At 44.0% G+C, this 13,838-nt stretch carries 10 protein-coding genes; 5 read left to right on the top strand and 5 right to left on the bottom strand.

Annotated elements, in window-relative coordinates:
- The first annotated feature begins 6 nt into the window (after positions 1-6).
- The 3 genes from JF50_RS09730 (at position 7) to JF50_RS09720 (ending at position 1,918) form a co-directional block, all read left to right on the top strand.
- Positions 7-1,047 (top strand): MBL fold metallo-hydrolase, encoded by a 1,041-nt coding sequence (locus tag JF50_RS09730; RefSeq protein ID WP_039609242.1) that lies wholly within the window; start codon positions 7-9, stop codon positions 1,045-1,047.
- A gap of 60 nt (positions 1,048-1,107) precedes the next feature.
- Complete coding sequence (locus JF50_RS09725; protein WP_039609241.1) at positions 1,108-1,470, top strand: nuclear transport factor 2 family protein; 363 nt, start codon at positions 1,108-1,110, stop codon at positions 1,468-1,470.
- Positions 1,471-1,552: 82 nt separating this feature from the next.
- Entirely contained in the window at positions 1,553-1,918 is a 366-nt protein-coding gene (locus tag JF50_RS09720; RefSeq protein WP_039609240.1) for a hypothetical protein, read from the top strand.
- 16 nt (positions 1,919-1,934) lie between these two features.
- On the opposite strand, the gene JF50_RS09715 is transcribed toward JF50_RS09720, so the two are convergent.
- Both JF50_RS09715 and JF50_RS09710 read right to left on the bottom strand, forming a co-directional pair.
- Positions 1,935-2,780 (bottom strand): ADP-ribosylglycohydrolase family protein, encoded by an 846-nt coding sequence (locus JF50_RS09715; protein ID WP_039609239.1) that lies wholly within the window; start codon positions 2,778-2,780, stop codon positions 1,935-1,937.
- A gap of 34 nt (positions 2,781-2,814) precedes the next feature.
- On the bottom strand, positions 2,815-3,144 hold the full coding sequence (locus JF50_RS09710; protein ID WP_039609238.1) for a hypothetical protein: 330 nt from the start codon (positions 3,142-3,144) through the stop codon (positions 2,815-2,817).
- A 259-nt stretch (positions 3,145-3,403) separates the two neighbouring features.
- On the opposite strand from JF50_RS09710, the gene JF50_RS09705 reads away from it, so the two are divergent.
- Positions 3,404-4,333, top strand: coding sequence for a glycerophosphodiester phosphodiesterase family protein (locus JF50_RS09705; protein ID WP_052262218.1), 930 nt, complete (start codon positions 3,404-3,406; stop codon positions 4,331-4,333).
- 50 nt (positions 4,334-4,383) lie between these two features.
- On the opposite strand, the gene JF50_RS09700 is transcribed toward JF50_RS09705, so the two are convergent.
- Both JF50_RS09700 and JF50_RS09695 read right to left on the bottom strand, forming a co-directional pair.
- On the bottom strand, positions 4,384-6,174 hold the full coding sequence (locus JF50_RS09700; RefSeq protein ID WP_039609237.1) for a sulfite reductase subunit alpha: 1,791 nt from the start codon (positions 6,172-6,174) through the stop codon (positions 4,384-4,386).
- Between the two features lie 13 nt (positions 6,175-6,187).
- Positions 6,188-11,617 (bottom strand): glutamate synthase-related protein, encoded by a 5,430-nt coding sequence (locus tag JF50_RS09695; protein ID WP_039609236.1) that lies wholly within the window; start codon positions 11,615-11,617, stop codon positions 6,188-6,190.
- A 549-nt stretch (positions 11,618-12,166) separates the two neighbouring features.
- Here JF50_RS09695 and trpS point away from each other — a divergent pair.
- Positions 12,167-13,165, top strand: a complete 999-nt coding sequence (gene trpS / locus JF50_RS09690; protein ID WP_039609235.1) for a tryptophan--tRNA ligase — start codon at positions 12,167-12,169, stop codon at positions 13,163-13,165.
- A 69-nt stretch (positions 13,166-13,234) separates the two neighbouring features.
- Here trpS and vioE read toward each other — a convergent pair whose 3' ends face one another.
- Positions 13,235-13,837, bottom strand: a complete 603-nt coding sequence (gene vioE, locus JF50_RS09685; protein WP_039609234.1) for a violacein biosynthesis enzyme VioE — start codon at positions 13,835-13,837, stop codon at positions 13,235-13,237.
- Position 13,838 lies beyond the last annotated feature (1 nt).

The raw sequence follows: 13,838 nt of genomic DNA, 5'->3' as shown, positions 1-13,838 counted from the left end.
TGTTCTATGGTGTCAAATTTAGATGCACAAGTGAATGAAGCAGGTTATCACTCAACTCAATTTAAAGAAGGCAAGTTTCACAACATCAACGAAACCCAACCGCCAAGTTTAAGTAAAACACTGGAGATTTTTTGGCGCTTTATGACGGAATCTAAAGTGTCGCCTGTGCCGAGCAGGCCATTACCTATGGTGCAACAGACGCCGTCTATGTTGGCACAGCTGTCGGATACACAAGTACATATGATCAAATTAGGTCACTCATCTATTTTGCTTAAAGTGTATGGTAAATATTGGTTGTTAGATCCGGTGTTCTCTAAACGCGCATCGCCATTTAGTTTTGCAGGGCCTGAGCGCTTTCAAGAAACGCCTATCTCCCTCGAAGACTTACCGCCAATTGAGCGCATTTTAATTTCTCACAATCACTACGATCATTTAGACAAAGACAGCGTGTTGGCTTTGATGGATAAAACGCAGGAAATTTTTGTTCCACTTGGTGTGGAAGGGGATCTCGCTCAGTGGGGAGTGGACAAAACCAAGGTTAAAGTCTTTGACTGGTGGCAGGAGCACGTTGACAGTGAGAGCTTGGTCGCTTTTGTGCCAACACAGCACTTTTCTGGTAGGGGGTTGGGCGATGGGAACAAAACGCTATGGGGTTCATGGGTAATAAAAGCGGGCGAGCAAAGCCTTTATTTTAGTGGCGACTCTGGTTATTTCGATGGCTTTAAAGACATAGGTCGGCGCTATGGACCATTTAACTACACTTTTATCGAAACCGGTGCTTATGACAAAGATTGGGCTGACATTCATATGACTCCAGAGCAAAGCGTGCAAGCACATATTGATTTGAATGCAGAGGTCATGTTGCCTATTCACAATGGTACATTCGATTTGGCTTTTCATGCTTGGTATGAGCCGTTAGAGCGTGTGTCCAAGGCTGCGCAGCAGCATCATGTGACAATCAACACCCCCATTGTCGGTGAGGTACTCACTGCGGGGCAGTCGCATAACAATGCCTTTTGGTGGAAATCTTTCATGTCTAACGGTTAACACATGGCGACTGTTTGTATAATATAGCGGTCCAAATTATGATGAATTTGGATCTTCTTTATGCATACAGAAATAGAACAAGCCACGATTGCGATCGTCGATCGTCAACTCGAAGCTTATAACAATCAAGACATTGACGCCTTTGCAGCGACGTACAGCGATGATGTAGAAATTTACCAATCACAAACCTTGGTGTTCAAAGGTAAAGACGCTCTGATTGAGCGCTATGGCAAAAAATTTTCTAGTTTAAGCTACTTACATGCAGCTTCTTTAAAGCGCATCGTACATGATCGTTTTTTAATTGATCATGAACTGGCTGAGTCTTCAACAGTGCCAAGTAAAGAGGTGGAGAACAGTATTAAGGTGATCGCCGCTTATGAAGTTCAAAATGGTCTTATTTGCAAAGTAACATTTATGGGTTAATGGTTTAAATAGTCTGTGACGTTTACAGAGTTTTTGATATTGATTATTATTATCAATATCAAAAGCTAAGTTATGACGGGTTATGGACTATCATCAGGTAATTGCTAAAGATGCATTTGAACAAGCATATCAAACTGCCAGTGCTGAATTTGCAGTAAAAGCAATGATGCTCAAGCATAGTCCTGCCAGTATTGATAACCTCACCGATTACATTGACGCAGGGCGCAAATTTATAGAAGTGTGCTTGAGCGGTCACGACCCGCTACTTACAACACAATTGCGCATGTGGTTTAGACGCAATCTGGTTTTAAATTCAAGCAGGGGCTCCGCAAATTTAAAGTTTAAACACATCTGTCGGGCAGAACTTGAGAAATTAGATAAGCATTTAAAAATCGTTTTTTCACATTATGGCAGTAATATTACCCCCTTGTTGCCACAAGTGAGGTAATACAGAGTGCAACTGGTTATTTGCGCTTATTGACAGCTTCTAGCAAGTCAGAAGAGAGCTTTATTAAATAATCCTTACCGTATTGTTCGTTTTCAAGTTCGTCGTATAAAAACGCAGGTAAGTCATTCACATAGTCATCACTTAAGCTTGCAATACCCAATGCACAAGCCGCAACAGTGTCCACATCGCCACCAAACGCCACTGATTTGATTAAAAGCTCAGAGTGGCTTTTTGCATTCAATAAAACCGTTAGCAATGCATTGACAGTCTCATACCCACAGCATGCGACTTCATTTTGCCACTGACAGTCCCATGTTATTTCAGTATGAGACTGAACAAATTCAGCAAGCTGCTGTTTAGGTCCTATTTGGTAATAAAAATAGTGACTAGCCAGCGCAACCGCTTGTGACGAGTTAATACCAATGGCGGTGTCATGGGTGAGTTTGGCTTGTAATTGTGCGTTGTTAAGGACATCTTCAATGTTTGGAAATAAGCCAATGGGCACTGAGCGCATTGCTGCACCATTTGCTTTGCTGTTGGGCTTAATTTGGGCTAAAAACTCTTCAGCTGAATTAATTGAGTCTAAAAATGCATAAAAACCCTTGGAGTAACCAAGGCGCTTGTCTCGTTTGAAGCACTCAACAAATTTTTGTGTAATGGTGTATTCATCCCAAGGCGCAGAGCTTATCATCAGCTCTGCGAGCGCCATCGACATTTGCGTGTCATCTGTGTAGTGACCGGGTGCGATACCGAGTCCATGCTCATGATAAGCTGTTAAATTATTAAAATTTGCAACCTTCTCTTTGCTAGCAAATTCAAAACCAGCGCCGTAAGCATCGCCAATAGCGATTTCAAGTAGCATGTGGTACTCCTAATTTTTATTTATCTTTTAACCTTTAACTTTCAACTTTGGCCATGATGAATTGATTATTTTCTTCACGAAATAAGTAGAAAGTGAATGTATTATTTTGTCTCATTGACCCTGAGCTATAAATCATAAACGTCAGTGGAGAATGTGTTAAATAGCGGTATTCAAATGGCGAACCCCATTTATCCAATGGCACGGTATTGAGCAGTTCGGGGTGAAGCTCAGTCAGTGTCTTTAAAGCGTTCAAATCAGCCAAGTTGTTGCCTGGTTTGGTGTGATAAATAGCGAGCGCCTCTGCGATTTTTAACACACGAGAGACGTCTTTGTCGGTTTGATTGCCAAATAAGCTTGTAATCATTAACAACAGCAAAAAGAGTATAACTAAGGTGCTGTAAATCGTGTTTCTTTTTATTGTCATTTTTATAGGCAACAGTTTAAGTGATAAGCGCGGTAAACATGCTGTTAAGTAAAATGTAGTAATATCATCTAGATGAATAAAAATAAAGCAAATGACGATGTATTTAAGTCGTGCCCTATGACCTCGATACCTAGACAATTCCTTAAGCCTACTAACTTTGCTAAAATGCGAGACTTAAAGGTTTACTATTGAGGAATTCATGAAACACTGGGCTGTACGTTTATCCGTTTTAATACTCATTATTTTAGCTGCAAGGCAACCTGACCTTGCGCTACAAAACCCCGGAAAGGTTATTTCTTACAAAGGATTAGTACAACCTACTGACTATAGGGGGGTAACTAACGAAACGTGTACAGCAAACAGGTTGACGTCTGTCGAACATCCATTTATCGAAAATACACTCCCTGCAATTGAAAAGGCATTTGAATTGGGCGCTGACACCGTGCACCTGAACGTGCATGCGACAGCAGATAAACAGCTGGCTATTTTTCATGATTGGACCCTAGATTGCCGAACGAATGGCGAAGGGGTGACGTCAAAGCAAACCATGGAATATCTAAAATCCTTAGATGCAGGTTATGGCTACAGTGTCGGTGAGGAGGAAGTGTATCCACTCAGAGATAAAGGGGTTGGCCTCATTCCTTCTCTCACTGAAGTGCTTACGAAATTCCCAGAAAAATCGTTTTTACTTAATGTGAAAACAGCAGGTCCAGAGTCAATCGAAGTGCTGACAAGTCATTTAAATAAGCTAACCGCTGAACAGCGCAGCCGTATTAGTTTTATGGGTATTCAAAGTGTATCAGAGGAGATTGTTGAGCAATTCCCTGAGCAAATGACGTACTCAAAAGAGGTCGGTAAACGCTGTCTTGTGAAGTACATTTTTATTGGTTGGTCACGTTACTACCCCGGATCTTGCAGTAATACAACCCTCGTAATTCCAGAGCAGTTTGGTAGGATTTTATGGGGATGGCCTGAACAATTTGCTGCACGCGCTCAACAAAATGGCAGTGAAGTCTACCTTTATCAAACTAAGCAGCCTTATTCATCAAGCAGTGATTTAAGAGAGCAGGGCATCGGCCTGTTTACTGCTGATATGTATGGCTTAACTGAAGGCGCTAAAAGCAAGTAACTTAGCGTGTTTGAATAGAGAAAGGCTGCGTGTGCAGCCTTTTTTCACTTTTAATAGACGTCTCGCACATAACGTTTTTGTTTTTTAAGGCTTGCGACATAGGCCTGAGCCTCTGCTTCATCAAAACCGCCGTGCTTGGCAATGACATCATGCAAGGCTTTATCAACATCTTTGGCCATTCTGAATGCATCACCACACACATAAAAATAGGCACCGCGTTCTAACCAACTAAAGAGCTCAGCACCTTGTTCTTGCATTTTGTCTTGTACATAGACTTTTTGCGCTTGGTCACGAGAGAATGCTAAATCTAAACGGGTAAGCAAGCCGCTTTGCTGCATTTGCTCAAGCTCTTCTTGATATAAAAAGTCACATGATTTTTGTCTATCGCCAAAAAATAACCAGTTGTCACCAGTGGCCTCAGTGGCCGCGCGTTCCTCTAAAAAGCCCCTAAATGGCGCAATACCGGTTCCTGGACCGACCATGATAATCGGTGCTGAGTGGTCTTCAGGTACCGAAAAGTGTTTGTTTGGTGCAAAGTAGCATTTCACTTTATCACCGGGTTTACAGACATCGGCCAAAAAGGTGGAGCAGACCCCATTGTGGGCGCGGTTTTCTTGCTCATAACGGACGCTGGCAATGGTTAAATGTACTTGATTGTTATGTTTCTTAATACTCGATGAGATTGAATAAGCTCTTGGCGCAAGTGGTTTAGATAAACGGATAAAATCGCTTGCGGTGAATGCATTAGGTGCATATTTTCTCAATAGGTCAACACAATCGAGACCCCAAATAAAATCATTTAAGGCTTGAGCGTCTTCTTCTAATTTAGCAATAAATTGAGCATCACCACTTCGAGCAGCCACTTCAGCGACAAACTCTTTACTGGGTATTCTGATTTCTAAGAGTTCACTAAAAATAGTTTGCAGTTCCAGCGTATGGCCATCGTATTGCTCTTGCTGCTCAGGGCGGGCCCCAAGTAGTGCGATTATTTCTTCAACTAAATCTGCGCGATTAACCGGGATCAAATTAATGGCATCCCCTGCGTCATACACTTCCTTTGAATCAAGTAACGAAAACTCGTAGTGGCATGTCTCTTTACCTGAGCCTGGTTTATTTAGTGTATAGGCGTTGATCAGTTCAGCTTCAAATGGGTTTTCACGGGTGAATTTGGGTTTGGCTTTTTTACTGGCCACAGGCGCTGCCGTGGGGATGACTTCACTTTGCCCGTTACTGCCTTTTTGTGCAATGGTGGGTAAGGTTTCAGCAATCCACTCTTGCGCGGGCGACTCAAAGGCCACATCACAATCGACCCTATCGGCAATGCGCGTTGCGCCAAGTGCTTCCAGGCGCTCATCCCATTGAATACCAGCAAGACAAAAATCATCGTAATTGGTGTCACCAAGAGCAAGCACCGAAAAATAGGTGTTATCGAAGCGAGGCGCTGTGTCACTCGTGATATCATCCCACAGTGCTTGTGCGTTATCAGGCATCTCGCCTTCACCATATGTGCTGGTGATCACCAGTAGTCGTTCAGCTTGGCTGAGCTGAGTCAATTCAGCGTCATCCATATCAAGCACCACAGGGGAAAGACCGTGGTTTTTAGCAATTTCAGCGGCTTCCTCAGCAACACCCTCAGCATTCCCTGTCTGAGAACCATAAATGATGGTAATGGGTTTAACCTGTTGCTGCGGTGCGCTGGTGGTTGATACATGCTCTTCTTTGACCAGCAAGCGTGTATGCAGACCTGCTAAAAAGCCGCCTAGCCATTGTCTTTGATCGTCGTTAAATGGGATATCCTGTGGTAAAAACGGGACTTTTTTGTTGCTTTTAATGTGTTCCATAATCTTCTCCTACTTACGCAGCGTGCCTGACGGCTTCTGAAAGTACATGGCAATAATGTGTGGCGAGTAATTCATTTAAACTGCGATATTCAAGTAAGGCTTGTTGCACTGCTTTGTCTCTATGAATGATCCACACACTGGTTCCAATCGCTGGTGAGTCACATACCTCTCTAAGAGAGAGAGCATCTTTATAATCTTGCACACGCTTTTGCGCCAGTAAGCAACTAAGTGCTTGGTCATCATAACTGGCTAGGGCTTCTTTGGCGTCTTTAGCTAACGCATCGATAAGCTTGTGATCTAACGTATCAAACAAATAATGTGCGTTTACCTCTGTATAGCCTTGTGCATGTTGCTTTTGTACTAGCTGATCTGCTCTATGCAAAATCCCCGCGCTGCTGATATATCGATAGACAAGGGCTGTATCACAGTCCCCATAGTCGGGGAGTTCACCATCAAATAAGCTGATATTGGAGTTGTGATAGTCCTGATATGCATGCTTTATCGTTTTAACCGACTTTTCAGCCCAGCCTTGTGATAGCTCTTCCAACATGGTGCGTCTATTGAGCGTTTGCACAATGCGATCCGCACAGTGATACTGGAATAACGCATTCGGGATAAGCACATAAAAGTGCTGTTTGGTAGTTTGCCAGTCATCTAGAAGCGCTTGAACTTTTAAGGAGCGTGTTGCTGTGACGTGATCAGTCAGGTGTTGCAATAGTGCTTGTTCTTGCCCTTTGCAAATCGCATCGTCTTCCCCTAGGTTCAAAGCGGTGACTGAATCTTGGGAGCAGAGTTCACTTATTCGTCCTGATGGATCGTATTGATAAGCGGTGCCACCGCTCATGCCGTTACCAAAGCCTTTGCCATATGTGCCAATATTCACAATTGCACCATTGGTCATATACTCGCAGCAAAAATCGCCAACGCCTTCAATCACAGCAACAGCGCCTGAGTTCCTAACGCCAAATCGATCACCCGCTTGTCCGTTAACGTAAAGCTGTCCGCCCGTCGCACCAAACAAGGCAAAGTTTCCAATGAGGACATTTTCTTCTATAGAGTTATTACCATTGGTAACGACGATTTGTCCGCCACTTGCACCTTTTCCGACACCATCATTGCAAGTCCCTATATGTTGCAGAAACATACCTGAGTTATTAAAAGCGCCATAACTTTGGCCTGCGGAGCCCGTGGTATGCAGTTTGATGCTATTGGGTTTGAGCGTTTTACGACCATTTTCAAGGCGCATTATGGCGGGGTGGTTTTCAATGTCGGTATCAGGTAAGCGGTAATTCAAAATACGCTCAATGTCGATGGCCAATTGACCACCCACGGTTTTGTTACAGTTGTTAAGCTTGACAGGTTCGCTTTCAAACTGGGTGAGCTTGGTGGTAAGAAAATTTTCTTCTAATTGCTGCAGCCAAGCATTGTCGATATCAAAATTGGCTTCTAAATAAATGGGCTTGGTTATGTTTATTTCTTGGGCTGGCTTCAACATTGCAGTCATATCCAGCTTACCGACCATGGCAGGGTGAGATACTAAATGCAATAGATCTGAGCGCCCTCTAACTTCCGCAAGCGAACGATAACCAATACTGGCTAAAATCTCACGGACTTCGTGGGCCACATTCATAAAATACTGTGCAAGCGCCCTTGGATCGCCTCGATACACCTCTGGGTTGGTGGTTAATCCAGCAGGACATTTTAGATTACAATTTTTGGCCATCACACATTTGAGCATCATTAAAGCGGTGGTACCAAACTCAAATGAATCCCCACCGAGCATTGCTGATTTAACGACGTCACTACCAGTTTGGTGTGCATTTGAGCAGCGAAGCGTTATTTTGTCGCGCAGGCCATTCTCGCTCAGCGCTTGATGCACTTCTGCAATGCCAATGTCGGCAGCGCGTCCTGTGTGTTTTAAACTGGTTACTTGCGCAGCGCCTGTACCGCCTGTATTGCCTGCGACATTGATAACATCTGCGCCAGCCTTGGCGACACCCACAGCAATAGTACCAATGCCTTCAGAAGACACGAGCTTGACAATAACACGCACGCGCGCCGCTTTTGCATCATGAATTAACTGGCCTAAGTCTTCGATTGAATAGGTATCATGATGCGGTGGAGGAGAAACGAGTTCGACCCCTGGCGTCCCCCCTCTTGCTGCTGCGATCACCACGTTTACTTTTGGTGCGGGTAATTGCCCGCCTTCGCCTGGTTTTGCACCTTGGCCAATTTTGATTTCGATTTCCTGTAGTGCAGGATCGGCCAAGTAGCCAGTCCACACACCGAAGCGTCCTGAGGCAAACTGCTTAATTTTACTGGCTTTAACTGTATTGTATCGGCGTGAGTTTTCACCGCCTTCACCTGAGTTACTCATTGCACCTGCGATATTGGTGCCTTGCGCAACAGCCTCGTGGGCCTTTTCAACTAAGGCGCCATGGCTCATTGCGCCCGAGGCGAATGTTGCTGTGATCTCATGAGCGGGTTGCACATCAATGATAGAAACCTGATCTGCGCCACTTACTAGTTTGCTGCATAACTTATCAAGTGTTGAGTTAGTCCGCGTTTCAATGAGTATTTTGTCATTGGCTGGTAAAACTTCATACACTTCTGTTTTGAATAGCTGATTGAGCGCTTCAGCCAGAGAATGATTGATATCTGCATTATTGGCGCTGTGGCTCAATAACCATTTGTGCTGTGCGATAGGTTCAACATTTAGGCCCCTCACATGCACTTTAAAAGAGCCTGAAATTTCAATTAATTTGAGCGCATTAACGAAGGCTTGCGTGCTGTTGAGTTGAGTAAAGTCTAAGGGCAGGGCGAGTACGTCTCGCAGTGCCGCTGGTCGGTGATGACGTTCAACCAGTAAATTCTGACTAAACTCTCTGTAAGCTTGCGTTATCTTAAATTGAGCGATTTGCTCAGGTGTTCTTGCTTCGAAGCCTAAGTCTTTGTAACCATCGTCCTCTGGCAGGATCACACCTGTGTCCGTGGACTCTAATTGTGATTCATCAATATATTGAATTTTCTCTTCTGTCATATTGATGTATTCACGTACGGCGGTTGTGCCAAAGCTGTGGCCTGCTCCTTGCGCACGCTCTTTGAATAAGCCGAGCACGGGGATTTGGTCTTCAGCTTGCACTTCAAAAACTTTTTTATGCCAACTAACGGCGCTTTCTACGAGGTCTTTAAAGCGTGCACCGCCAACCGGTGAGTGAATATTCGGGAAAATGGCTTTGAGTAATGGGTCGTGAGTATCTATGAAGTTGGCTTCAAAAAACTCACCGCCAATGTAGCTCTCGACTGTGCACAATCCGAATTTACCCATGGTTTTCATCAAGGCTTTTTCAGCGGCTTTTTGATATCGAGCCAGTGCATCGAGTACCGCTTGTTCATTTGCGAATAATTCAACAGCGCGATTGTAGACCGTGATAGGGCACACCGCGGATGCACCAAATCCAAGTAAGCAAGCAAGATCATGGGTGCTGGCAGCTTGACCTGTGTGACATACTAGACTGGTATTAAATCGCAGCCCCTCAGCGATTAATTTTTGGTTAATGGTTGCAACGGCGAGCAGTGCTGGAATGGCTGCCTGCTGATGGGTAACCGCTTGGTCACTTAAGATGATAATATCGCAGCCGTCCTGAGCTAGTTGCTCGGCGCGACAAGCTAGGGTCTTGAGTGCATCAAGTAATTGCTGCTGATGGTCTGTATGCTCTGGATCAATATTAAACAGCATAGGCAAAGTGCTCACCTTGAGTGCGGTTTGGGTACTGATCTTGGCCAAATCTTGAGGTTTTAAAAGCGGAGAGTTGAGCACAATTTGGCGGTGACTTGTGGGGCTAATATTGGGTTTTGCTCCCAAAGCAACACGTAAAGTCATACCATCGACTTCGCGAATGCTGTCTAGTGGTGGGTTTGTCACTTGTGCAAAACGCTGACTGAAGTAGCGTGATACTCCCCCTTCTTCACGAGTAAGTACGTTAGGCGCGAGGCCATAACCCATTGCTGATATTTTTTCAGAGCCATCTTGCAACATGGGGTCAAGCATAAACTTAAAGCTTTCCTGGTTCATGCTATACGCAACATGTTGTGCTGCAATATTGAGCTGAGTATTGTGAGTGACATCGCTTTGATTCACAGTGGGGAGCTCTGCCAGTGTGAGCCTTGCTTTGTTTAACATCGCCGCGTAATCGTGCTCAGCTGCAAGCTCTTCCATGATTTGTGCGGTGAGCTTTATCTCTTTGTTTTGATGGTCGAAGACAATCATACCGCCCGCTTCAATACGGCCTCTGCGAATAATCTCCTCTTCGGCAAAATCGATTTGTCCAGCTTCGCTCATTACCGCGAGATAGTCATGGGTTTCAACGCTGCGAAGTGGTCTTAATCCCAATCTATCTAATCGTGCGCCAACCTTTACGCCGTCGCCAAAAATAAAGGCCGCGGGGCCGTCGTTTTTCTCTTCATATAGTGAAAAGTACTCAAGCATCGCGCGCACGGGCTTAGACAAGCTTTCATCGTTTTCCCAAGCTGGAGGCATCATAGCCAGCGCAGCCACATCAATCGGCATATCGTCTTCGATAACGCGTCTTGCAAGGGTTTGATCAAGCCGAGCCGAGTCTGATTGGCCAGCAGGAAATATTAAGCGCTTGTTTTTATATTTTGCAATGGCATTCTCACTGAGTCTGTTTTTTCTATCAGTATTTAACTCGCCATTGTGTGCCATTCTTCTAAATGGCTGCGCGAACATAGGATTTGGCGCAGTATTGGTCGAAAACCGAGTATGAAAGAATAAAGTGTGGATCTGCTGATCAGGATCGCTGAGGTCTGCAAAATAGGGGATCACTTCCCAGCTATTTAATCGACCCTTTAAAACTTGTGTTTGCGAGCTCATTGACAGTGGATACAATCCGCGAAGTTGCTCGGTGGTAAACGCATGCAGTTCAATGTCTTCAAGTGCTTGATGTATTAAAGACTCAAAGACGGATTGGCTGCTGATATGAACGGGTTTAGCAAAAATAAATTGCTTAATATTCAGCTGTGCCTGTCGACTAGCAGGGTTTAGTACAGACCTATTAGTTGCGACATCTCGTGTCATGAGGACTTCTAACTTGTGTGTAGCTAGAACTCGGTTTATCAATGACAGTGCATCTTCACGATTGGCACTGTCGTTGGGTAAGAAAAAGTTAGCGACACCAAACTCACCTAATTCTAGGTTTGATTGTTGAGTCACTTTTCTAAAAAATGTGAGAGATAAATCAATATTTACACCAGCGCCATCGCCAATTCCTTCGGCATTCATACCACCTCTGTGTGGGATCATACATAGTGCCTGATGTGCGTGTTGGATAAGTTGATGTGTTTTTAAGCTCTGCTTGTGAGTAATAAAGCCGACACCACAACTAGACTTATCGAGGTCTTTATCAAATAAATATCGTTTCATAGTGTACCCAATTCAGTAAAACGGGTGTGCTCATCTTGGTTATTGGCATTGAAAACGAGCTACACATTTTTTAAGCAGGCTTTCCAAGCTACTTCTTTGTGAATTTATATGCAAATGATAAATATTTGTATTCTCTTGTTTGTGGCTGTTTAAGTGGGTTTTGTTGCTTTTGTAAAAAATAGATTCTTGTTAAGGTTCTGTTTTTGAATGGGTTTGTGTTGTTTTCTGGGTGTTTTTAAATGTAATTGAATATTTTTCACGCGTGTGAATGTTTATTGTGTAAACGGCTTTGTTCACTTGAGGTTTTTTGAATAACCCTAGGGATATTGAGTAAGGGGGGGGGTCTGAAAAATAGCCTTGCTGAATGGCTTTTCCTGTGTTAGCTTAAACAAGTTATGAATACTTATATTTCTGAATTACTTATCAATTTTTCTTGGTGGCGCTCTTAATTGAGCGGCGCTTGAATACGTGTGTTCAACTGCTGCCGAGAGGTGAGAGTTGATTCACAAACACTGTCTCTTTCGGTAGTAAATAAACAAGGAGACAGCGATGACACATACCATTCTTACCGGTGACAGACCGACCGGACCATTACATTTAGGCCATTTTGTGGGCTCTTTGCAGCACCGTGTATCTTTGCAAGAAGAGTACAATCAAACAATTTTGATCGCGGATATGCAGGGGTTGACTGATAATGGCCATAACCCCAAAAAAGTTGCAGACAACATCTTTAATGTGATGGCTGATTATTTGGCTGTCGGCATTTGTCCAACTAAAACGACGATTTGTTTGCAATCGGCGCTTCCTGCATTAGCCGAGCTTGCAATGTATTATGCAAACCTTGTGAGTGTTGCCCGATTGGAGCGTAACCCAACAGTGAAAGCGGAAATTGCCAGCAAAGACTTTGGTGCTTCTATTCCTGCTGGTTTTTTAAGTTACCCGATAAGCCAAGCGGCTGATATCACTGCTTTTGATGCAACATTAGTGCCTGTGGGGGAAGATCAACTCCCAATGATTGAATTAACCAACGAAATTGTTCGTAAACTTAACCATGTTGCCGGTAAACAAGTTTTAATTGAAGCCAAGCCGTTATTGAGTGAGGTATCCCGATTACCGGGTGTTGATGGCAAATCTAAAATGTCTAAATCACTTGGCAATGTGATTACTTTTGGCAGTACAGATGATGAAATTGTCAAAGCCGTCCGAGCGATGTACACCGATCCAAATCATATTCGTGTTGATGACCCAGGTCAGGTTGAAGGGAATGTTGTATTTACTTACTTGGACGCTTTTCATGACGATAAAAGCTATGTTGCATCACTCAAAGAGCATTATCGTCGAGGCGGCTTGGGAGACAGTAAACTCAAAGGCATACTTGCAGATTGCTTAGTGAATTTAATTACCCCTATTAGGGCTAGACGAGCACAGTACATTGCAGATCCTGGTCAGCTGAGAGCGGTTTTATTGGCAGGTACAGAGCAGGCAAATCAAAAATCACAGCAAGTATTAGGAAGAGTGAAGCAGGCGTTTGGACTAAATATTCTTTGAAAGGTCATTATGTGACCGGCCACATGTTAAATGTGGCCGGCACGCCTCATTCCCAATACGCTTGGGCCATTACTCAGGTTGTTTTAATGGCACATGTTGGAAGATATCCGGATCAATTTCACGGGTGTTGAAATTAGGGAAATCTCGAACTGAAGCCATTTTTTGCGGGTCTCCTGTGACCATTCTCAAAAGCTGATTAGTATCTGCTTTGAAATAATATGTGGCGGGACCTTTGCCATTGGGGCGTTGAAAGTGCCAAATATCAGCTTCAAACCCCAGTACCTCGCACGTTCCTTGGAACTGAGCATCACACAATTCGAGCACATCTTGCATTAGAATTAACTCGTGGCATGGGTCAACTTCGTCGTTTAATACTTGCTCTGTAAACGTGCTCTGCTTGTCCATATGTTCACGACTGTATGCAACTTTCGATTTGAAAGACTCATTGGTTGCAGGGTACATGATTTCAGACATCCATAACCGGTGACCTGTTTTTTCTTCAGACCATGGGTTGAAAAGGCCGTCGATTCTGCACACATTGCGCGTATAATCAAACCAGCAGTAACCCGATGTGATGTGGTCGTCTGGCTGCATAGGTTGCCAGTAAGAAATATAACTGGTGCTCCACTGTGCAGGTAATTTAGGTCGCTGCTTTTGTTTGTGCAGGTCCATA

The sequence above is a fragment of the Pseudoalteromonas luteoviolacea genome (assembly GCF_000814765.1).
In the GTDB taxonomy this organism is placed as follows: Bacteria; Pseudomonadota; Gammaproteobacteria; order Enterobacterales; family Alteromonadaceae; genus Pseudoalteromonas; species Pseudoalteromonas luteoviolacea_H.
Note: the sequence above shows the minus strand (reverse complement) of the source record. Positions and strands in the feature narration are given on the sequence as shown.

Bases quoted from the DNA above. Each gene is read 5' to 3' on its own strand.
- JF50_RS09725 (WP_039609241.1), top strand. From the start codon at position 1,108: ATGCATACAGAAATAGAACAAGCCACGATTGCGATCGTCGATCGTCAA.
- JF50_RS09710 (WP_039609238.1), bottom strand. From the start codon at position 3,144: ATGATTACAAGCTTATTTGGCAATCAAACCGACAAAGACGTCTCTCGT.
- JF50_RS09715 (WP_039609239.1), bottom strand. From the start codon at position 2,780: ATGCTACTTGAAATCGCTATTGGCGATGCTTACGGCGCTGGTTTTGAA.
- trpS (WP_039609235.1), top strand. From the start codon at position 12,167: ATGACACATACCATTCTTACCGGTGACAGACCGACCGGACCATTACAT.
- vioE (WP_039609234.1), bottom strand. From the start codon at position 13,837: ATGGACCTGCACAAACAAAAGCAGCGACCTAAATTACCTGCACAGTGG.
- JF50_RS09720 (WP_039609240.1), top strand. From the start codon at position 1,553: ATGGACTATCATCAGGTAATTGCTAAAGATGCATTTGAACAAGCATAT.
- JF50_RS09700 (WP_039609237.1), bottom strand. From the start codon at position 6,174: ATGGAACACATTAAAAGCAACAAAAAAGTCCCGTTTTTACCACAGGAT.
- JF50_RS09705 (WP_052262218.1), top strand. From the start codon at position 3,404: ATGAAACACTGGGCTGTACGTTTATCCGTTTTAATACTCATTATTTTA.
- JF50_RS09695 (WP_039609236.1), bottom strand. From the start codon at position 11,617: ATGAAACGATATTTATTTGATAAAGACCTCGATAAGTCTAGTTGTGGT.
- JF50_RS09730 (WP_039609242.1), top strand. From the start codon at position 7: ATGGTGTCAAATTTAGATGCACAAGTGAATGAAGCAGGTTATCACTCA.